A 22,139-nucleotide genomic window follows, 5' to 3' on the forward strand; every position below is an offset into this window, starting at 1 on the left:
CAACATTCAATATGGCCATGTAATGAACGCCAGCGACTCTCCTGGGGTTCAGACTTTGAAATGCCCCATCGAATCGGCATCGATCTCTTTGGGGTTCAGGCCATATTCATTCGCGCCGGGCTGGCTGTCCTGAACGAAAAAATACACCAGTACAATCGTGCCGATGAGCGGGATCAGCGCCAGCAGCATCCACCAACCCTGACGCCCGATGTCATGCAGGCGACGTACGCCAACCGCAATACTGGGGAGCAACACCGCCAGGGAGTAGATACTGGCCAGCATGCCGGCCCCTTCGCCGCTGGCCGGACTGCCGATCAGCTTATCGACCCCCGTCAGGGTGAGACTGATCAGAAGATTGAACAGAAAAAAATACCAGTATTCCTGCCGCCGTGCCCGGCCCCGAAAGACCGCGTAATTTTTCAGCACATAAAGATACCAATGCATTGTTTTACCTGCCTGAGAGGACCTACTGAAAGTATATCCAGCCAGAACTTGGACCGTTTCTCTGTTCTAAAACAGCCGGCGTTTTTGGCTGCGATGAAGTTTCTGACGGCGATGAAGGTTCGGCGTGGGCTGCCTGCCCCCGACGCACAGGATGGCTTCAGGAGGTGGATGCAGGGGGTTGATGCAGGCAGCCTTTCAGGGAACAGCGAGGCGAGGGTTAAAAATAGTGATTCATCGACAGGTAGCGGTTGCGGATATGTTCAATCAGCAAACGTATTTTTTGTGAGGGCTGACGGGTATAGGGATACACCGCGTAAATGCCCAGTTTTTTGCCGACTTTGTCCGGAAACAGATCCACCAGTTTGCCTTCCATCACATCGTGATACACCAGGCAGCGCGGTACATAGGCAATGCCATAACCGCCCAGGGCCGCTTTCCGTAAGGCTGCGGCGTTATCGGTTGAAAAGTTCCCGTTGACCCGCAGAATATAGTTGCCCTGCGAACCGATGAACTCCCACTCCGCCGCCCCGGTGGTCTGATAAGCGTATTGCAAGCAATTATGATCGACCAGATCCTCCGGCTCCCGCGGCCGGCCACGGCGGCAGATATAAGCCGGGGCGGCGCAAATCACCCACTGGGAGTCGAGAATATGGCGGGCGATCAGGCTGGAATCTTCCAGATACCCGGTTCGGATCACCAGATCATACCCATCTTCAATCAGGTCAACGAACCGGTTATCCAAAGACATATCGACGGTCAGACCAGGATGCAGGGTACAAAATTCAGCCACCGCGTCGGCCAGCAACAAGTCCCCGGAGATCGTCGGCACCGACATTTTGACGTGACCGCTGACTTTTTCGCCATATCCGCTGACGGCATCGACCGCTTCCAGTGCCGCCTGCTTCACATTTTTTGCACCTTGATAGAGCACTTTGCCCGCTTCACTCACGGTTAACTTCCGGGTCGTCCGGTACAACAGTTGGACCCCGAGATCTTCTTCCAGTCGAGCTATGCGCTTGCTAACCACTGAGTTCGTAAGGGAATTTAGCTCTGCCACCTTACTGAATGACCCACATTCCACTACCTGTGCAAACAGGATCAAATCATCTGTCCTTGCCATAAGCCGCCGTTATTTATCTAGATTTGGAATTAATCTTTTTCATTATTTCCCTATATCAGAAAAAAATAAAGCGTCATCATCACACCGTATTAACAAAAGCATCACAACCAATAACACTTAAAACTGAACCTCAGACAAACAACATCGCTGTACGAAGGAAGTACTCATGAACGATACCCTACTCGCACTCCTGGCGTTCTCCCCGATCGTGGTGGCCGCCGTGCTGCTGGTCGGCCTGAACTGGCCGGCGAAACGTGCCATGCCCGTGGCTTTTCTGCTCACCGTCGCCATCGCCCTGCTGGCCTGGGACATGTCCGCAACCCGCGTGTTTGCTTCAACGCTGCAAGGACTGGCCATCACCGTATCCGTGCTCTGGATTGTCTTCGGTGCCATATTTCTGCTCAACACGCTAAAGCATACCGGCGCCATCACCACCATTCGCAATGCCTTCACGGATATTTCTGCTGACCGGCGAATTCAGGCCATTATCATTGCCTGGTGCTTCGGCTCTTTCATCGAAGGCGCATCCGGTTTCGGGACCCCTGCTGCAATTGCTGCCCCTCTTTTGGTTGCCATCGGTTTTCCAGCACTTGCCGCCGTCCTGATGGGCATGATGATCCAGTCCACCCCGGTCTCTTTCGGTGCCGTGGGCACGCCTATTATTGTCGGTGTCAACAAAGGTCTGGATACCCACAACATTACTGAAGCCCTGGCAAATAATGGCGCTAGCTGGGATTTCTACCTGCAGCAAATCACCACCAACGTGGCGCTGATCCATGCCAGCGTGGGCACCCTGATGCCAGTCCTGATGGCGATGATGCTGACCCGCTTCTTCGGCAAGAACAAGAGCTGGACCGAAGGCCTGGATATTCTGCCTTTCGCCCTGTTTGCCGGGGTCGCCTTCACGGTACCGTATGCGCTGACCGGCGTGCTGCTGGGTCCGGAATTCCCGTCACTGATTGGCGGTCTGGTCGGGCTGGCGATTGTCGTTACCGCAGCCAAAAAAGGGTTTCTGGTACCGAAGTCTCAGTGGGATTTTGAAAGCGAAGAAAAATGGCCGCAAGAGTGGCTGGGATCGCTGAAAATGGATATCAAAGAAACGCAGGGCAAACCGATGAGCCTGGCGCTGGCCTGGGCCCCATACGTCCTGCTGGCCGTGATCCTGGTTGCCAGCCGGGTCAGTGCTGATTTCAAAGGCTTTTTGGTCAGTATTAGCCTCTCTTTCTCCAACATTCTGGGCGAGAGCGGGATCAGCGCTGCCATCCAGCCGCTGTACCTGCCGGGCGGGATCCTGGTGTTTGTTGCCCTGCTTGCGGTCCTGCTGCAATCACGCAAGCTCTCACCGATGGTGCAGGCGTTTCATGAATCGAGCAAAACCCTGGTGGGCGCTGGTTTCGTCCTGATCTTCACCATCCCGATGGTGCGTATCTTCATCAACTCAGGCGTCAATGGTGCCGATCTGGCCAGTATGCCGGTGACTACGGCAAACTTTGCATCGAATCTGGTCGGTGATCTGTTCCCGGCGCTGAGCGCAACCATCGGTGCTCTGGGTGCCTTCATCGCCGGTTCGAACACGGTCTCGAACATGATGTTCAGCCAGTTCCAGTTCGAAGTGGCGCAAACCCTGACCATCTCCAGTGCCGCCGTGGTCGCCCTGCAAGCGGTCGGCGCAGCCGCCGGGAACATGATTGCGATCCACAACGTGGTTGCAGCCTCGGCGACGGTTGGCCTGCTGGGCCGCGAAGGGGCCACCCTGCGTAAAACCGTGATCCCGACGTTCTACTACCTGGTGGTGACCGGAATCATTGGCCTGGTGCTGATCTACGGCTTCCAGATCACGGATGCACTGATGACCCCATAAACCCGGTCCGCGGTGCAACTCCCAAGCGGCTGAAGCGTATGCTTCAGTCGCTTTTCTGTCTGCCGCTGACCCGATGATGACCGTCAAGTACGCTCCCTCACCATGCCACTCAGTGCCAGCGTGACCAGCCCAGCCGAAACAACAAATGTGACTGCAAACGCAACGACCGACTGAGGCTGCCCGGTCGGTGCAACAGCCATCGTCGCAAGATACACCCACCCCATCACAGAGGCGCCGCCCATCAGGCCCAGGTTACGGGAAAGGTTCAGCAACGCCGACGTCACGCCTTTGCGCCCTTCTTGCACGTTTCTCATCACCGAAGTATTGTTTGCCGCCTGAAACATGGCATATCCGCCCGTGATCATCACCAAGGGAAGCACATAGCCAAACGCCGCCGCCTCAGGGGAGTTCAACACCCAAATGGGGATCAGGGCAATGAGCAAGCAACCAGACAACATCACCACAAGCCCGGTCCGAATAACAAACCCGGAGCCCCGGCTATCGGCTAACTTTCCGGCTGGCGCTCCGGTCACAGCAGCAACAACCGGGCCGAATGCCATCACCAAGCCAATCTGCTCCGTCGTCAGCCCAATCCCATCGGTGAGGTAAAACGGGCCCACCACCATGGTCGACATAATCACAGCCGACACAAGAAAGTTTGCGCCACAGCTGCGTTGCAGCTCTGTGTTTTCCCGCAGGTGGTGCCACAATTGACCTTGCTGAACTGAACTTGGGACGACCGGACGATGATCCGGCAGCTGACGCACCAAGATCAGAAACGACAGGATGCTCACCGGTAAACTGACATAGAAAAGTGCATGCCAGTGAAAATGCGTGATCAACAACCCGCCCAGGACCGGGCCAAGTGCGGTTCCGACCGCAGAGGTGGTGCCCAACACACCCATCGCAAGTCCGGTTTTTTCGGCCGGGAGCAAATCGCTGACAAAGGTCATTGCCAGGCTGATCATCAGCGCTGCCCCCACCCCTTGGACCAATCGCGCCAGGATCAACGGCGTCAGGCTCTCTGCCAAAACGCAGCCGATGGTCCCCAGCACGAAAATACCGAGCCCTGACAACATCACCGGCTTGCGCCCCCACCGGTCGCCCCACCAACCGGCGATAGGCATCAAGCAAGTCATGGCCAGCAGATAAGTCACGACCAGCCATTGCACCGCTGGCATCGAAACCGAAAGCCTGTCGGCCAGGTCAGGTAGCGCAACATTGACCACACTGATATTAAACGACGAGAGCAACAGCCCCATGGCCAACCCCATCAACGCCAACCGACTGGCCAGCGGCAACGACTCCTCCCGCGCCAGCTCCGAAAAATTTTCTCTCATACGCATCACTCCGGATTGAATTATAAGTTTCAATCCATTCTAAAAGCGCCTCATATACAGCGGAAGATGCATGATTTACACTGATAACATGCAACAAACGCCATAGATGAATAGACGAGTAGATAAATAGATGAAAGACATCGACTTGAATCTGATCCCTGCGCTCAACATCCTGCTTGAAGAGCGCAATGTTGCCCGCGCGGCAAAGCGGATGAATCTGAGCCAATCCGCCATGAGCCGGACGCTGGCACGGTTGCGAACAACTATGGATGATCCGCTGTTAGTCCGGGCTGGACGAGGGTTGGTGCCATCCCCGCGAGCATTGGAGATCCAGGCTCAGGTCAGTCGATTGACCCTGGACGCCGAGGCGATCTTAACACCTGCGGCATCGCTAGATATTGCCGCAATCAAACGGACCTTTACCTTACTCACCAGTGACGGGTTTATGGAAAGTATTGGCGGCGAGCTGGTCAAACGCGTGGCAGCACAAGCGCCGGGCATTCGTCTTCGTTTCCTACCCCGCGCCTCCCCGGGCAACGGTTTACGCGATGGCAGTGTGGATATTGAGACCGGAAAACTCAAAGCAACTACCTACCCTGAGCTGCTGGTCCGCAGGCTGTTTGACGATCAATTCATCGGGGTGGTCGGTAAAGATCACCCCTTTTCCACCACCAAGGTCACCCTGAACAAATATCTCGACGGGCGACATATCGGCGTGTACCGAGACAGTCGAAACAATTGTCACCTGGAATCCATGCTGAACAAGCCGGAGCGTCCCCTCGCGATTCAGGCATTTGTCGGCAGCTATACCGGGGCGGTCGCGTTAGCGCGTGCCACCGGGTGTATCGCAACCGTTCCGGCCAGGCACACCGCAAGTTTTTGCCATGAGATGCATCGTTTCCCGCTGCCATTTGACGTCCCCGCCATCACGGTTTCTATGTTTTGGCACCCAAGAATGAATGCGGATCAAGCCCACCGCTGGCTGAGGGAAAAAATCATCGAAATCAGCGCCGAACTTTAAAGCCAGCGCCGGAGAACAGCCGGCGCTCGCAAAAACAGTTCCGATCATTGGCACACCGGCCTGTTTCGCATCGAACTATCGCAAACCAAGGGCGCAACAGCTGCGTCATTTCTGGATGAAAAGACCCCAAAAGGGTTGAATGCCGCATCCGTATCAGGATTAAGACACTTTGGCCTCCGCGTGTCCGCTAGTATTTAACTGCCCTTAGGTCTTAGATGTACGCACAAAGAAAGCCCGCGATGCGGTAATGCCGATCAGTTAAGCCAAAAATGATCGGTTGAACGATCCTCTGGAGCTGTCAAAATCCGAGTGTATTCAGTGCACTCGGATTTTTTATGGACGTCTCACAAGCCCTCGATATCATTAATAACTGGAAGCCTAACCAAGTAGAAACACTGGCTGACTTGCTTCCTCTCGAACTGATTGATGAAGCCTATTCCCTCACGGATACCGTCACGATGCGCAAGCGAAAGTTGACGCTGGAATCCATGGTCTGGCTATTGGTTGGCATGGCCATTTACAATGACAAGTCAGTGAAAGATCTTGTAAATCAGCTAGATATTGTTGATAGAACCGGGAAGGCTTTTGTTGCTCCAAGTGCATTGACCCAACGTCGAAAGACTCTCGGGGAGCCTGCCATGAGAGCGGTCTTCGAACGTATGACTGCCGCGTGGATGGAAGGCGCCAACTTGCCTCACTGGAACGGCCTCACACTGTTGGGCGTTGATGGCGTGGTCTGGCGGACGCCGGACAGTCCACAAAATAACGAAGTATTCTCCCGGCAAAAAGACACCCAATACCCTCAAGTCCGCATGGTCTGCCAAATGGAGTTAAGCAGCCATTTAATTACAGGCAGTGCTTTCGATGACTATGCTGTCAATGAGATGGTGTTGGCAGAGAAACTCATTGAGACGACCCCAGATCATAGCCTCACCATGTTCGATAAAGGTTTTTACTCTCTGGGCTTGCTGCATCAGTGGCATCAGGCGGGTACTGAACGCCACTGGTTGCTCCCATTAAAGAAAAATACGCAATATGAGATCGTACAATCTTTAGGCCGAAACGACAAACTGGTATCACTGAGAAGTAACCCGAGAGCCCGTAAACTTTGGCCCAATCTACCGGATAAAATCACCGCTCGCTTAGTCACGCGTAAAGTCAAAGGGAAGACATACGAGGTGCTGACTTCAATGGTAGATGCTATGCGCTACCCTGCCGCAGATATCAGCAGTCTCTATGGACATCGCTGGGAAATAGAAATGGGTTACCGAGAGCAAAAGCAGTATATGTTGGGCAACCGTCTGACCCTTCGAAGCCGTCTCCCCGAACTGGTGAAGCAAGAGCTGTGGGGGATTTTACTGACTTACAACCTGATCCGTTATCAGATGGTGGAGCTCTGCTTCACCCTAAAAGGGAACTACTTGCCTTACCAACTGAGTTTCAATGGAACGCTCGCACACATAATGCGCTTACTGGTTGGATTACCGTACTCAACACCGGGAGCTATCCCACGCCAGCTCAAGAGCTTCCACAGCATGGCTGAAAGTTTGATATTAGAGGGACGAAGAGAAAGAACCTTCCCCAGAACAGTCAAGCCTCGCCCCAAAAGATACGCCCAAAAGAAAAATGCCGCTCACCTTAAGTGAACGGCATTACCGCGATGCGGGCTTTTTTTGTAGTCATTTTTTTGGCCCGGCTCCATATCGGGACCGCATTCTCAGCGCAAACGAAAACAGAGCGCCGAAGCGCTCTGTGGCCATTTACAGCCATTGCAGGGGGTATCCGCTGCCATGGCAGGAAAATCAGAAAGACAAGAAAACCCCGGCAACGGTCGCACTCATCAGGTTGGCCAGCGTCGCAGCGAAAATGGCTTTCATCCCCAGACGGGCAATGTCCGGACGTCGGCTCGGGACCACCCCGCCCAGGCCACCCATCAGCATGGCAATGGAAGTCAGGTTGGCAAAGCCACACAGGGCAAAGGTCACGATTGCCTGCGAATGCTCGCTCAGTTGCGCTTTCACCGCCATCAGGTCGGCAAACGCCACAAATTCATTCACCGCAATTTTCTTGCCGATCAAACTCGCCGCGACCGTCGCTTCAGACCAAGGCACGCCAATCAGCCAGGCGACCGGCGCAAACAGGTAACCGAACAGCAGCTCCAGGCTCAGATTGTCCAGACCAATCAGCTGGCCAAGATGTCCCAGGCCACCATTGAGCAAAGCAATCAAGCTGATAATCGCCAGCAGGCTGGCACCAACGGCCATCGCAATTTGCAGGCCGCTCAGCGCGCCTTGCGAGGCCGCATCGATAATGTTCACCGGCGCATCATCAACAGCTTCCGCTTCAATCTCGGCATGATCCAGCGGTGCTTCCGTCTGCGGCACCAGAATTTTGGCCATCATCAGCCCGGCCGGCGCCGACATAAAACTGGCTGCGATCAGATAACTGATTTCAACCCCCAGCCCGGCGTAACCCACCAGTGTACCGCCGGCGACAGAGGCCAGGCCCCCGACCATTACCGCGAACAGCTCAGAGCGGCTCATCTTGGCCAGAAACGGACGGACCACCAGCGGGGCTTCAACCGAGCCGACGAAGATGTTGGCGGTCGCAGACATCGACTCGGTGCGGCTGGTGCCCAGCAAGCGCTGCAAAGCACCGCCGAGGGAACGGATCACCCAGCCCATCACCCCGAGATAGTAAAACACCGAGATCAGCGCAGAGAAGAACACAATCGTCGGCAGGACGTTCACCGCGAAAATGAAACCGATTTTGAATTTCGCCAAATCGCCGAACAGAAACTCGGAACCAATCCGGCCGTAGTCAATCACACCGGAGACGGCGCCGGAAACCGTGTTCAACACGTCTCGGCCGAGCGGCACATACAGAATGAACCCGGCGAACACGAGCTGAATCGCGAACGCACCGCCCACGGTCCGCCAGTTAATCGCGCGACGATTTTCAGAAAATAAGATAGCAACCGCAAATAGCGTGACAACGCCCAATAGGCTGACCAGATGGCTCAAGGTCATTCTCCAGTGTAAAGCTTGTAGTAAACGATTGCGGCGGCATTGTAGGGATAAATAAAACTGTGACAAGGTTCAAATTGTTATAGGTTTTTACACTTGCGATACACCCACAGGGAAAATTGCCGACTTTCCCACCAAAGCAAACGAAATCGGTAGATTGGTGCCTCACGGGAATTCTGTTGTTTCTTTACAGAACAATAACCCCCTCTCAAGTCCCCGAGGGGAATTTATTGTCGCGCATCAATTAACCATCATTTTTGCAGGGGTAATTCCCTCGCGTGCGCCGGACATCACCTAGACTTGTCTTTGCAATGTCACGTCAATGGCAACTCAGACAGCCGATGCATACACGGAGCAAGCTCATACACAAAGCAAACTCATGCACGAAACAGGCTCATGTACCAAACAGGCTGCAAGTGACCGTTGCCTGAATGTCTGGCCACTGGCTTTCGCAGAATACGGAGTGATCACCATGAACAAATATCAACGTCTAACAATGTTACTCGTGGTATTCGGTATCACTGGCTGTGAACAGGCCAGCAAAGGGTTCAGCCTCCCGGTTGGCGATCCTGTCAAGGGTGAGCAGGTGTTCCTGACGCTGGAGTGCCTCAGTTGTCACCAGATGGACGGCTATGAGCGTCCGGAAAATGCCAACGAGGAGCTGGCGGTGAAATTAGGCGGGAAAGTCGACAGTCTGAAAACCTATGCCGAGCTGGTCACTTCCGTGATTAACCCTTCGCACCAACTGGCTGAAGGGTATGATCTGTCGAAAATCCAGGTTGATGGCCAATCGATGATGCCAAGCTTCAATGACGTTTTAAGCGTGACCGATCTGGTCAACCTCATTACCTTCCTGGAGTCGCACTACGAACTGGAGCCTTATTCGAAAACAGAGTACATGATTTACCGCTAGACCTATCCGCCGAAGTCAGGGCCATCACGGTGCGTTACTGGGCTTCTGCCGGATCTCTTGATCCGGTTGGAAATACACAGCAGAAATGATGACCGCTTCAAAACAAAGTCCGGTCCCAGACGGCCGGCTCACCGATTTGCCCGCGAACGAAATCAATAAACACTTTGACTTTGAGCGGTAGGAACTTATGGCGCGGGTAAATCGCATACAACGGCAGATGCTGGCTCAGTTGCCAGTCCGGCATCAGCCGGATCAACCGCCCTTCCCGAAACTCGTTGCTGAGCAAGTACGTCGCCAGGTAGCCGATCCCATTGCCTGAGAGCGTCGCGTCGCGGATCGCATCGGCAGAATCCACCCGGTAGTTTCCCCGCACTTTCACCTTCTGTGTCTGCTCTCCCCGGCGAAAACTCCAGGTGTCATCTTTCCGCTCCCGGCTATGGTAAGTAATACAGTTATGCTCGGTCAGATCCTGCGGCTGATACGGCACACCGTACTTCGCCAGATAGGCCGGACTGGCGGCCAGCACAAAGCGGCAGTCGGTCAGATGCCGGGCAACAAAGCCTTCCGGCGGCGCATCCATCATCCCAATCCACAGATCCAGCTGTTCGGCAATTAAATCCACTTTGTGATCAAACAGGCTCATTTCCAGATCCAGCAACGGATACTGCTCATGAAACTCAGAAATGTAAGGACCGATATGATTGAGCGCAAAGGACTGCGCCACCCCGACCCGCAGCGCCCCTTGCAAGGTATCCGGATCGGTTAGCAACTCGCTTTCCGCCTCATTAATTTCATCCACAATGCTGGCACAATGGCGGGCAAACCGCTGCCCGGCTTCGGTCAGGGCAAACGAGCGCGTGGTTCGCTGCACCAACTGCACCCCGAGCCGGGCTTCGAGTTGTTGGATCTGCTTGCTGACCTGGGGCCGGGAAATATCCATAAGCTGCGCTGCGCGGGTAAAGCTTTGCTGCTTGTTCAGCGCATGAAAAATCACCATTTGCTGGACTTGTTTAAGCATAGACACCTTTTGATTGTTGTTTCCTGCCCCGGCAAAACCATCCGAGCAGGGGCGATTCATTCGCAGCAGCCAACACAAAAAGGCCTGTCAGTGACAGGCCTTTGATGCTGCGGTAATCCTTTATATAGCTGAAATCGATCAGATCTTAAAGAAGGACAACTGCTGTTTTTGTTGCTCCGCCAGTTGAGACAGTTCGCCACTGGCCGCTGCACTCTGGGTGATCCCCGCCACGTTCTGATTGATAATTTCAGACATGTTGGTCACGTTACGGTTGATCTCCTGCGTCACCTGAGACTGCTGCTCAGCCGCGGTTGCCACCTGGGTATTCATATCATTGATTTGCTCAATCGCCGTCGTGATCCCCATCAGCGCTTCATTGGCTTCGTTGGCCAGTTGCTGATTGCGATTCAGCATCTCCAGGCTGGACTGCATGCTTTCATTGGCCATATTCGACTGTGATTGCAACTCTTCGATAATCGCCTGGATTTCCTGCGTCGAATCCTGGGTTCGCGCCGCCAGCATCCGAACTTCATCAGCCACCACCGCAAAGCCCCGACCAGATTCACCGGCACGCGCGGCTTCAATCGCGGCATTCAGGGCCAGCAGGTTGGTTTGCTCGGAGATCCCCTGGATCACTTCGATCACCTTGCTGATTTGCTCAGATTGCTCTTTCAGGCGCATCACCACGCCGGCAGCATCGTTCAGCTTTTCACCCATCTGGATGCTTGCCGAATTGCTCTGGTCGAATTTATTCAACCCTTCGCGAGCCAGCTCATCGGTTTGCTTGGCCGAAGCATCCGCCGCGGTTGCCGTATCGCTGACATTATCCGCCGTGCTGGACAGCTCATTCACTGCCGAAGCAACCTGATCCACTTCGTTCAGCTCCGACTGGGCATTGACTTCTGCTTGGGTCATGACCGATGCCAGCTCCGTTGAAGCCGAAGCGACATCTTCGCTGATGCGGATCAGCGCATTCACCGTCGTGCGCAGTTGCGTCACGGTCTCATTCACATCCGCACTCAGGCGGGCAATCTCATTGGTCCCGTCCTGCTCAGCCTGAACCTGCAAGTTCCCGCTAGCCACTTCACGCATCACCACCTGCAGACGGGTAATCGGAGAAACAATCAGGCCGGACAGCCACCAGGCCACCAGCATCGCAAGGACAAAAATCGCCAAAATGACCATGGCAGCCTGACTCTTGAGCGCCTGGCTGTCGGCCAGGCTATCATCCAACCGCTTACCCGAATAATCATTAACCATTTTGGACAGGTCATTGACAGATAAAACCATTTTTTTACCTATCGTAACATACTGACTGACAAAACTATCGAACTCAGCTTGCGGCAGCAACCCTTGATCATGCCGGTTTAACAAGGGGACCGCGCGTTGCGAAAAGCGAATATACTCCGCAATATTGGCATTTACTTGCGCGGCCTGAGCTTTGAACAACGGCTCTCTTTCCAGCACACTCAATTCATGGGTAATACTGCCAGCAATCTGATTCAGCTCCTGCTGGAATGAATCTCGTCGGTTGGCATCATAAATGGCATACACTGCGCTAATACGCAGTGGGTAAAGCTGATCATCGACCTTCGCCAGAGTATCTTTATACTCAATCAGGGACGACGTATTGATAAAAATTTCATCTAACTCATGATCCAGCTCGTTTTTCACGATCCACAAAGATAGAAACAGAACGAGCACCGTAAACAGAACAGGTAACAGCACCTGAAGTCGGACTGATAAGTTTTTTATAATTGACTGCATCGAAACCTCAAACACACGTTATAGTTCGCGTCCCTGCGCGAAATCGTGCAGCATTATCCTTTTAAGTAGCACTGAAAGATAGACTCGAGTCACAAAAAAATACAATTTAGGATGACAAGACGTTAAAAGTGTCATTATGTCGTCGTGCCACCTGCCCGGCGGCAGAATTATGGCGCTTGTCACAAAGGCAAAAACAACAAATCGAGTAAAAACATTCTCTTGCAAGCGCCAACAAAAAAGCAAAGTTCATGATCGTCATATAGTGTTCAAAGTTCTGAAACAAGACTGTCATAAAACTCTCCTAATCTTTCCCTCGTTCATTCAAAACCGACTGGCAAAACAGCCAAGCATTTAAGGATTAGGAAAATGAAAACTAAGGTTATTGGTGCACTAGCCCTGGCAGGTTCAATGGTATTCAACCCTGCTGTCGCCAACGAAACAATTTCCGTTGTAGGCTCAAGCTCCGTATCACCTATCATGGAAGTTCTGGGTGAAACCTACGCAAAAACGCATAACGTGACCGTCGAAGTTCAAGGTCCGGGTTCGTCTGCCGGTATCCGTGCTGCTCACGATGGTTCTTCAGACCTGGGCATGAGCTCACGTAACCTGAAATCTTCTGAGAAGGCCGACAATATTACAGAAGTTGTGATTGCACGTGACGGTATCGCTGTTGTCGTTCATAACAACAACCCAGTTTCTGACCTGACAAAAGAAGAAGTTGCCAAAATCTACAAAGGTGAAATCACCAACTGGAACCAGGTTGGCGGCGAGAACAAGCCAATCGTCGTTGCGACCCGTGACACCGCTTCCGGTACCCGTGGCGCTTTCGAAGACATCATGAGCCTGAAAAAGAAAATCAACGGGACTAAGGTTTCTGCGATTTCTCAACGCGCTCAGGTTGCCAGCGGTAACGGCCAGCTGAAAACCATCGTCGCCAACAACCCGTTTGCTATCGGCTATATCTCTCTGGGCTCTGTTGACGGCTCTGTGAAGCCTCTGGCTATCGAAGGTCACAAGCCTTCTGTTGAAGCGATTAAATCCGGCGAGTACGGTGTTCAGCGTCCGTTCCTGGTCGTGTACAAAGACGGTCGCCCTTCAAAAGCCGCACTGGAATTCCTGAGCTGGGTTCAGACTGAAGACGCACAGAAAATCGTCGCCAACAAAGGCTTCATCGCAATTAACTAATTCATCTGCAACTCCTTTGCCGGCCAGCGTCAATGATGGCGGTGGCCGGTCTTTCACTTCCTCGATATTTAGGCAATCCAATTCTGGCTAGGTATCTGGAGAGACACTATGACCATCGCAAATAACATAGAAAGAACAACCAAAGGATCGTCGCTCAAAGCCAAAGATAAAATTGACTGGCGCGAGCTCTTCTTCAAATACCTGTTTTTAGGCAGTGCTGCCCTGGGTATTTTCTCACTCATTACGATCGGCTACTTCATTTTCCGTGAAGGTTACGCAGCGATTGAACACTCCGGCATCACCGGCATTGTGTTCGGTAACGACTGGTTACCACCTGCGCTGTACGGGATTGCGCCGATGATCGTCGCCTCAGTCGTCTCAACCGCTGGTGCGGTTGTCCTGGGCGTGCCCATCGGTGTCCTGACGGCAATTTTCATCGCCGAAGTCGCGCCAAAGCGCGTGTCCGATATTATCCGCCCGATGATCGAACTGCTGGCCGGTATTCCGTCTGTCGTTTACGGTTTCTTCGGCTTGGTGATTATCGTGCCGATGATTCAGAATATTTTCGACGTCCCAGCCGGGAACACCGTGCTGGCGGGGATTGTGGTGCTGGCCGTGATGATTCTGCCAACCGTGATTACCGTGTCGGAAACCTCTATCCGTGCCGTTCCGCGCAGCTACAAAGAAGGCTCGCTGGCACTGGGTGCTTCGCACATGTTCACCATCTTTAAGCTGCTGGTTCCGGCAGCCCGCTCCGGCATCATGACCGGCGTGATCCTGGGGATTGCCCGGGCCCTGGGTGAAACCATGGCCATCATCATGGTGATGGGGAACTCGCCAGCCATGCCAGAAGGCCTGCTGGACTCTGCCCGGACCCTGACCGCAAATATTGCCATTGAAATGTCTTACGCCACCGGTGTTCACGCCAGTGCGCTGTACGCCACCGGTATTGTGTTGCTGGTCTTTATCATGATGTTGAACGCCGCGTTGCTCTATCTGAACCGCGAGCGTGCGAGGTAATCCCTATGTCTATTTATTCAAAAAATGCTGCCAAGCAGCAGCTCAAAGATAAAATCTCGCTCAGTGTCATCTGGCTGTCAGCCTCAGTAACGGTCGGTTTCTTGCTGTGGGTCGTCTGGTACATCCTGAGCAACGGTCTGGCCCATGTAGACTGGAGCTTCATCACCAGCAACTACACCACCATCGGGCAAGAGTCCGGGATCTGGCCAATGATTGTCTCGACCCTGTACATGGTTGCCGCTTCGATTGCTGTTGCCGCACCCATGGGGATCATGACCGCCATTTACCTGACCGAATATGCCAAAGTCGGCAGCCGCCTGGTCAAAGTGATTCGTTTCTGTACGGAATCCCTGGCCGGTATCCCGTCAATTATTTACGGCTTGTTCGGGATGACCTTTTTCGTCGTCGTCCTGGGTTTCGGCTACTCGATTCTGTCAGGTGCCCTGACGTTGAGTATCCTGATCCTGCCGGTGATTATCCGGACGACGGAAGAAGCCCTGATGGCTGTGCCGCACACGTATCGTGAAGGCTCATACGGCTTGGGCGCCTCAAAAATTTACACCATCTGGAGACTCATTCTGCCAAGCGCTATGCCGGGCATCGTGACCTCCATCATCCTCAGCGTAGGTCGCGTGATCGGTGAATCAGCACCGGTGTTCCTCACCGCAGGTATGGTCGCCCGGATTCCGGAGAGCATGCTTGACTCCGGTCGGACACTGACTGTTCACCTGTATAAGTTGACCCAGGAACTCTACACCATCCATGAATGGAACCAGGCGTATGCCACCGCCACCATTCTGATTGTGGTTGTTCTTGTGATTAACATGATCACCAAACTGATTGCGAACCGATTCAACACTGCGACTTACTAAAATTTGAGGAAGAGAAACATGAACAAATTTGATATTGAAAACCTGGACCTGTACTACGGCGACAACCAAGCGCTGAAGAAAATCTGCCTGCCGATCCCGCAACGTCAGGTCACGGCCCTGATCGGTCCGTCCGGCTGTGGTAAATCCACCCTGCTGCGTTGCCTGAACCGCATGAACGACCTGATCGAAGGCGTTAAAATCGACGGCAAACTGACCATGGACGGCGAAGACGTCTACGGCAACATCGATGTGTCCCAGCTGCGCATTAAAGTGGGCATGGTGTTCCAGAAGCCAAACCCGTTCCCGATGAGCATCTATGAAAACGTTGCCTACGGCCTGCGCGCCCAGGGCATCAGCGACAAAAAACAACTGGATGAAGTGGTTGAGCGTTCGCTGCGTGGCGCGGCGCTATGGGATGAAGTGAAAGACCGTCTGAAATCACACGCATTCGGCCTGTCCGGCGGTCAGCAGCAGCGCCTGTGTATCGCCCGGACCATTGCCATGGAGCCAGAAGTGATCCTGATGGATGAACCAACATCGGCCCTGGACCCAATTGCCACCAAGAAAATTGAAGACCTGATGGAGTCGCTGAAGAAAGACTTCACCATTGTTATCGTCACCCACTCCATGCAGCAGGCACGCCGGATCTCAGACCGCACCGCCTTCTTCCTGATGGGTGAGCTGGTTGAACACGATAGTACGCACGCACTGTTTACTGACCCACGCGATGATCGCACCCGTGGTTACGTTAACGGTGATTTTGGCTAAACCAGCCACTTTTGATCATCTTCCTCGGCTCGCAGTCCGTGTAACCGAATAATAAAAAGCGATGGTACTTATTGCCCTCTTCTCGTAAGAGGGCTTTTTTTTGCTCTTTTATTGGATCGTTTCAGTATCCCGGATGGCCTTACATCGGCATCCCGCGCACGTCCCCTTCCGGTCGACAGTTTGGATAGTTTTCCGCTTCCGCCAGCAGAAAATCGATAAACGTCCGCACCGCCAGCGAGCGGTAATTGCGGGACGGATACACCAGCCAGCCGAAGCTCATATACGGGTCAACCTCTTCGAACAAGCGAAGCACCATCCCGCGCTCGACGTAATAACTCGCCAGCTCATCGGGCATCAAAATGATCCCGCGCCCCTGCAGGCAGGCTTCCATGATCAGCGGGACGCTGTTCATGATCAGATTCCCGGACACTTCAATGGTTTGATCGGCACTAATCGGCATCTGATTCTTGAGCGTCCCGTTCGGGTAGCGGTAAACGATAAAATTATGATTGGCCATATCTTCCGGAGAGACCGGCATGCCGAACTTGTCGATGTAATCCTGGGTGGCGTAATAGCCAAAGGACGCCGACTTAAACGGCCGTGCAATCAGGCTGGAGTCTTCCAGTTTCTCACCGACCCGCAACGCCACATCAATATGACGCTCGATCAGGTTATGCTCTTCCGAGCTGCAAATCACCTCGACGCTGACCTTGGGGTACATATCCATGAACTGAAAGATCAGCCGTCCGATTTCCATAATCCCCGGCAGCGGCAACAACTGCACCCGTAAATGCCCGGAAATCTCGTAAGTCGGCGCCGTGATTTCCTGAATACTCAATTCCAGCTCATCCAGAATACGCTTGGTTTTCTCATAAAACTTATGCCCGGCATCGGTCAGCTGCATCGAACGATTATTGCGATGAAACAAGCGGATCGACAACTCGTCTTCCAGCGATTTAATCCGACGGCTGAGGTTCGATTTGGGCAAATCAAAAATCTCCGCAGCCCGGATCAAGCTGCCCGCATCAACAACTTGATGAAATAGTTTCATATCTTCAGTCTTCATCACAACCCCTCAGTTCACAGCCGGTGCCCATTGTAAATCAAATCATGCGCAATTTTGTTCCACTTTTCGGAACACATATTCCCAAATCGTCCGGTTATTCGCAACTCAAGTGATCGGTATAGTGTGCGCATGAGATGCGAATAAGGAACAACATCAAAATGACGCCTAAATCCCTGAGCTTAATTGCCCTGCTCATTGTACCGGTTCTCTCCGGCTGCAACGATGTCGAAAGCGCAATTCAGCCTGAACCGCCGATCCGTCCGGTCAAACTCATGACGATCGAAGACATGAAGCTCGAGCAACAGCGTATTTTCCCGGCCAAGATTGCAGCGAGCCGGCAAGCGGATCTGGCCTTTCGAATCGGTGGTGAGCTGGTGAAACTTGAGCTGGTCGAAGGACAGCAAGTGAACAAAAGCGAACTACTCGCCCAACTCGATGATCGCGACGCCAAAAACGCCCTGCTCAATGCCGAGGCCAATCATGAGCTGGCGTTGGTCGATTTTACCCGCAAGCAAGAGCTGTACAACCGCAAGCTGATCTCCAAAGCCGAGTTTGATACGGCCAAGGCGACGCTGAAATCTGCGCAGGCAGCGCTGAATACCGCACGGGATCAGTTGGCCTATACTCGTCTCGAAGCACCATTCTCCGGGATCGTGGCAAAAATCAATCTGGATAACTATCAGAATGTGCAACCCACCCAAGTGGTCCTGACCCTGCAAGGAAACGAGAAAATCGATGTGAGTATTCAGGTCCCTGAATCACTGCTGATGTCCCTGAAAAATATCTCCTTCGACGAAGCCTTCAAGCCCCGCGTTCGTTTCAGTGCCCCGCAAACCCTGGCCCTGGAGAAAGGCTTTACCCCGACCCTGACCTCGTCGCGCCAGTCGTCCACCTATCCGGTCCAGTTTAAAGAGCGAGCCAGCAAAGTCAGTCCGGGCAGCCAGACCTACGAGGTTGTGTTCAGCCTGATCCCGCCGGAAAACCTCAACATTCTGCCGGGCATGAGCGCTGAGTTACTGCTGGATATGTCTGCCCTCAGCCAGCACCAACAAGCCATTGCCATTTTGCCGATGACCGCAATTGTCCGGACCGACAACAGCACCGACACCAAAGTCTGGCGCTATGATCACACCACCAACCAGATCGAAGCCGTTTCAGTTCATCTGGGCAAAATTCGCGGGAACGGCATTGAGGTGGTGTCCGGCCTGCAAACCGGGGATCAAATCGTGGCTGTCGGTGCAACAGCCCTCAAAGACAACATGGAAGTCAAACCCCTGCGTTGGGAACGGGGCGTTTAATTCATGAATGTGGCTCATTACAGTATTAAAAACAAAGTCGTCAGCTGGATGTTCGTATTGCTGATGCTGATTGGCGGCGCGGTGTCATTCACCGGCCTTGGCCAGTTGGAATTTCCTGAATTTACGATCAAAAACGCGCTGGTGATCACACCATACCCCGGTGCATCGCCCGAGCAGGTCGAAGAAGAAGTCACCCTGCCGCTGGAAGATGCCATTCAGAAAATGCAGCAGGTCAAACATATCACCTCGATCAACAGCGCCGGGTTGTCCCAGATTGAAATCGAGATGAAAGATACCTACGACGCGACAGAGCTCCCGCAAGTGTGGGATGAGTTGCGCCGTAAAGTCAACGACACCATCAGCCAGCTGCCGCCGGGCACAGCACAGCCGATCATCATCGATGATTTCTCCGACGTTTTCGGCGTCCTGCTGAACATCCGTGGTGACGGCTACGACTACCGCGAGCTGGAAAACTACGCCAATTACCTGCGCCGTGAGCTGGTGATGATTGAAGGGGTTAAAAAAGTCTCCGTCGCCGGTGTGCCGGAAGAGCAAGTCGTAGTCGAGATCAGCCAGGAGAAACTCACCGCACTGGGGCAGGACCAGGGCTATATCTACAGCCAGATCCAAAATCAGAACGTGGTCTCGAACGCCGGTAAAATCCTCGTCGGCGGCAACCGGATCCGGATTCACCCAACCGGTGAGTTCGACGATGTATCCGAGATGAACCGACTGCTGGTCAGCCCGCCGAACAGTGAAGACCTGGTCTACCTGGGCGATATTGCCAAAGTGTACAAAACCACCACCGAAACCCCGGATATCCTGTATCACAACCAGGGCCAGAATGCCCTGTCGCTCGGCGTCTCCTTCGCCGGGGGGGTCAATGTCGTCGATGTCTCCAAAGCCGTTTCCGCCAAAATCACCGAAATGCAATCCCAGTTACCGATAGGGATGGAACTCAACACCGTCTATGACCAGGGGTCTGCAGTTGAAGTGTCCGTCCAGGGCTTTTTAGTCAACCTGGCACAATCGGTCGCGATCGTGATTGTCGTGCTGCTGATGTTCATGGGCCTGCGCTCCGGGATCCTCATGGGCGCGGTCCTGCTGCTGACAATTTTCGGCACCTTCATCATGATGAACGTGATGGGCATTCAGCTACAAATCATCTCACTCGGCGCGCTGATCATTGCGCTGGGGATGCTGGTTGATAACGCCATCGTGGTCACCGAAGGGGTGCTGATCGGTATTCAGCGCGGCCAAACCCGCCTTGAAGCGGCGGGGCAAATCGTCAAGCAAACCCAGTGGCCGCTGCTGGGTGCGACCGTGATTGCCATTCTCGCCTTCGCGCCGATCGGCCTGTCCGGCGATGCAACCGGTGAATTCCTCAATTCGCTGTTTAAGGTTCTGCTGGTATCGCTGTTTATCAGTTGGATCACGGCGATTACTATCACCCCGTTCTTCTGCCATCTGCTGTTTAAAGACGGCGAAGCCACGGATGAGCCGCAGGATATGTATCAGGGGTGGTTCTTCAGCCTCTACCGGACCCTGCTGACCGCCGCAATGCGTTTCCGGGCCGCCAGTATCGGGTTGGTTCTGGTCATGCTGATCGCAGCGGTGTACGGCATGGGGCATGTAAAGAATGTCTTTTTCCCACCGTCAAATACCCCGATTTTCTTTGTTGACGTCTGGATGCCGGAAGGCACCGATATCCGCACCACCGAAGATTTCATCAAACAAGTTGAAGACGACATGCTGCAGTACGAGACCAAGAACCATGTGGGCCTGAAAAACCTGACCTCGGTGATTGGTCAGGGGGCGCAGCGCTTCGTGCTGCCTTATGTGCCGGAAAAAGGCTATGCAGCTTATGCCCAGCTCATTATCGAGATGGACAGCCTGGAACAGCAAACCCGCAATATGCCGCAGCTCACAGACTATCTCCGAGCGACTTATCCGGAAGCTGAGTTCCGGGTCAAGTATCTGGAAAACGGCCCGACGCCACCAGCCAAGATTGAAGCGCGTTTCTACGGGGAAGACCCGCAGATCCTGCGTCAGCTGGCTGCTCAGGCCGAGCAGATCATGATTGCCGAACCGACGGCGGAGAATGTCCGTCACAACTGGCGTAATCAGGTCACGGTGGTTCGCCCGCAACTGAACCTCGCCCAGTCACGGGAAGTGGGGATCAGCAAACAGGATCTGGACACCGCGCTGCTGACCAATTTCAGCGGCAAGATTATCGGCACCTACCGCGAGCAATCGCACCTGATGCCAATCCTGGCCCGGGCACCGGAGCAAGAACGACTCGATGCCGACAGCCTGCACAAGCTGCAGGTCTGGAGTTCGGAATACAACACCTTTGTGCCGGTCAGCCAGATTGTGTCTGCGTTTGAGACCGAGTGGGAAAACCCGATCATCATGCGTCGCGATCGCAAGCGTATGCTGACCGTGATGGCCGACCCGATCCTGGGAACGGAAGAAACTGCAGACTCGGTCCACCGTAAGATCCGGAACGAAATCGAGGCAATTCCGCTACCGGAAGGCTACACCCTGGAATGGGGCGGCGAGTATGAAACCTCGCGGGATGCACAGACCAGCGTCTTCAGCTCACTGCCGATGGGCTACCTGGCAATGTTCCTGATCACCGTGTTGCTGTTTAACTCCGTGCGTCAGCCGTTGGTGATCTGGTTCAATGTCCCACTGGCGATTATCGGGGTTGCGGCAGGCCTACTGCTGCTCAATTCACCCCTGAGCTTCATGGCGATCCTCGGCATGCTGAGCCTGAGCGGGATGATTATTAAAAACGGCATTGTCCTGGTCGATCAGATCCGGGTAGAGCTCGACAGTGGCAAACCCACCTACGACGCCATTTTCGACTCTTCGGTCAGCCGGGTCCGGCCGGTGTGCATGGCGGCCATCACCACCATGCTGGGGATGGTCCCGTTGATTTTCGACCCATTCTTTGAAGCCATGGCGGTCACCATCATCTTCGGCCTGGGTTTTGCCACCCTGCTGACGCTGATAGTCTTGCCGGTTAGCTATGCGCTGCTGTTTCGGGTGCCCCATCCGCACCGCACAGGGGCGTCTGAGCGGGCGTCCGAACCGGCACTGGCGGCGTCATAATGTCATCACGCATCCTGTAATGTAAATTAAGCGACTCGCTGCTTTGCCCGCCAATCTGGCGGGCTTTTTTATCTCCGGCCGCCATTGCATTCACCCAGAAAATAAATCCTTATTGAACAAAGGCCTGAATTCGAAAATAAGCCGATAACTGACATCCGCCTAACATATCCCGCGTTGATTTTTGCCAAGCTATTCACGGCCATCGCTGTAACAGCACCATCTGACGTAGATTGACCACAGCTTCGGCCGCCCGGAGTGGCCCGGCAACCGCCTGTTCATGTTCAGTTCAAGCGAAACCGGGCA

General features: G+C 53.8%; 17 protein-coding genes. 10 read left to right on the plus strand and 7 right to left on the minus strand.

The features are described from left to right. Positions 1-48 precede the first annotated feature (48 nt). Positions 49-444, minus strand: a complete 396-nt coding sequence (locus NH461_RS09940; protein WP_261600200.1) for a DUF805 domain-containing protein — start codon at positions 442-444, stop codon at positions 49-51. A 217-nt stretch (positions 445-661) separates the two neighbouring features. Continuing rightward, positions 662-1,564: a LysR family transcriptional regulator gene (locus tag NH461_RS09945; RefSeq protein ID WP_261600201.1), complete on the minus strand. Its 903-nt coding sequence runs from the start codon at positions 1,562-1,564 to the stop codon at positions 662-664. 166 nt (positions 1,565-1,730) lie between these two features. Here NH461_RS09945 and NH461_RS09950 point away from each other — a divergent pair, with 166 nt between their 5' ends. Next, the gene (locus NH461_RS09950; RefSeq protein WP_261600202.1) at positions 1,731-3,425 is read left to right on the plus strand and encodes an L-lactate permease; all 1,695 of its coding nucleotides are present in this window, start codon (positions 1,731-1,733) and stop codon (positions 3,423-3,425) included. A gap of 83 nt (positions 3,426-3,508) precedes the next feature. Here the strand turns inward: NH461_RS09950 and NH461_RS09955 are convergent, their stop codons facing one another. Next, positions 3,509-4,765, minus strand: coding sequence for an MFS transporter (locus NH461_RS09955; protein ID WP_261600203.1), 1,257 nt, complete (start codon positions 4,763-4,765; stop codon positions 3,509-3,511). A 130-nt stretch (positions 4,766-4,895) separates the two neighbouring features. On the opposite strand from NH461_RS09955, the gene NH461_RS09960 reads away from it, so the two are divergent. Together NH461_RS09960 and NH461_RS09965 are read left to right on the plus strand one after the other, a co-directional pair. Beyond that, positions 4,896-5,786 (plus strand): LysR family transcriptional regulator, encoded by an 891-nt coding sequence (locus NH461_RS09960; RefSeq protein WP_261600204.1) that lies wholly within the window; start codon positions 4,896-4,898, stop codon positions 5,784-5,786. 335 nt (positions 5,787-6,121) lie between these two features. Beyond that, the gene (locus tag NH461_RS09965; protein ID WP_261600205.1) at positions 6,122-7,432 is read left to right on the plus strand and encodes an IS4 family transposase; all 1,311 of its coding nucleotides are present in this window, start codon (positions 6,122-6,124) and stop codon (positions 7,430-7,432) included. Between the two features lie 156 nt (positions 7,433-7,588). Here NH461_RS09965 and NH461_RS09970 read toward each other — a convergent pair whose 3' ends face one another. After that, positions 7,589-8,809 (minus strand): NupC/NupG family nucleoside CNT transporter, encoded by a 1,221-nt coding sequence (locus NH461_RS09970; RefSeq protein WP_261600206.1) that lies wholly within the window; start codon positions 8,807-8,809, stop codon positions 7,589-7,591. A 475-nt stretch (positions 8,810-9,284) separates the two neighbouring features. On the opposite strand from NH461_RS09970, the gene NH461_RS09975 reads away from it, so the two are divergent. Next, positions 9,285-9,725, plus strand: coding sequence for a c-type cytochrome (locus tag NH461_RS09975; protein WP_261600207.1), 441 nt, complete (start codon positions 9,285-9,287; stop codon positions 9,723-9,725). A gap of 97 nt (positions 9,726-9,822) precedes the next feature. Here the strand turns inward: NH461_RS09975 and NH461_RS09980 are convergent, their stop codons facing one another. Further along, a complete protein-coding gene (locus NH461_RS09980; RefSeq protein WP_261600208.1) occupies positions 9,823-10,743 on the minus strand; it encodes a LysR family transcriptional regulator in 921 nt (306 codons plus the stop codon). 138 nt (positions 10,744-10,881) lie between these two features. Continuing rightward, positions 10,882-12,510, minus strand: coding sequence for a methyl-accepting chemotaxis protein (locus NH461_RS09985; protein ID WP_261600209.1), 1,629 nt, complete (start codon positions 12,508-12,510; stop codon positions 10,882-10,884). A gap of 366 nt (positions 12,511-12,876) precedes the next feature. Between NH461_RS09985 and NH461_RS09990 the strand changes: the two genes are divergently transcribed. From NH461_RS09990 to pstB, 4 genes are all read left to right on the plus strand, one after another. After that, complete coding sequence (locus tag NH461_RS09990; RefSeq protein WP_261600210.1) at positions 12,877-13,695, plus strand: phosphate ABC transporter substrate-binding protein; 819 nt, start codon at positions 12,877-12,879, stop codon at positions 13,693-13,695. 108 nt (positions 13,696-13,803) lie between these two features. Beyond that, a complete protein-coding gene (gene pstC, locus NH461_RS09995; protein ID WP_261600211.1) occupies positions 13,804-14,715 on the plus strand; it encodes a phosphate ABC transporter permease subunit PstC in 912 nt (303 codons plus the stop codon). A 5-nt stretch (positions 14,716-14,720) separates the two neighbouring features. Beyond that, complete coding sequence (gene pstA / locus NH461_RS10000) at positions 14,721-15,587, plus strand: phosphate ABC transporter permease PstA (RefSeq protein WP_261600212.1); 867 nt, start codon at positions 14,721-14,723, stop codon at positions 15,585-15,587. A gap of 18 nt (positions 15,588-15,605) precedes the next feature. Beyond that, positions 15,606-16,355, plus strand: a complete 750-nt coding sequence (gene pstB, locus NH461_RS10005; protein ID WP_261600213.1) for a phosphate ABC transporter ATP-binding protein PstB — start codon at positions 15,606-15,608, stop codon at positions 16,353-16,355. Between the two features lie 139 nt (positions 16,356-16,494). Here the strand turns inward: pstB and NH461_RS10010 are convergent, their stop codons facing one another. Further along, positions 16,495-17,421 carry a LysR family transcriptional regulator gene (locus NH461_RS10010; RefSeq protein ID WP_261600214.1) on the minus strand — a complete coding sequence of 309 codons (927 nt, stop codon included), beginning with the start codon at positions 17,419-17,421 and terminating at the stop codon, positions 16,495-16,497. 158 nt (positions 17,422-17,579) lie between these two features. Here NH461_RS10010 and NH461_RS10015 point away from each other — a divergent pair, with 158 nt between their 5' ends. Both NH461_RS10015 and NH461_RS10020 read left to right on the plus strand, forming a co-directional pair. Further along, positions 17,580-18,719, plus strand: coding sequence for an efflux RND transporter periplasmic adaptor subunit (locus NH461_RS10015; protein ID WP_261600215.1), 1,140 nt, complete (start codon positions 17,580-17,582; stop codon positions 18,717-18,719). 3 nt (positions 18,720-18,722) lie between these two features. Then, positions 18,723-21,836, plus strand: coding sequence for an efflux RND transporter permease subunit (locus tag NH461_RS10020; RefSeq protein ID WP_261600216.1), 3,114 nt, complete (start codon positions 18,723-18,725; stop codon positions 21,834-21,836). The last annotated feature ends 303 nt before the right edge of the window (positions 21,837-22,139 follow it).

The sequence above is a fragment of the Photobacterium sp. TY1-4 genome, assembly GCF_025398175.1.
Classification (GTDB): Bacteria; Pseudomonadota; Gammaproteobacteria; order Enterobacterales; family Vibrionaceae; genus Photobacterium.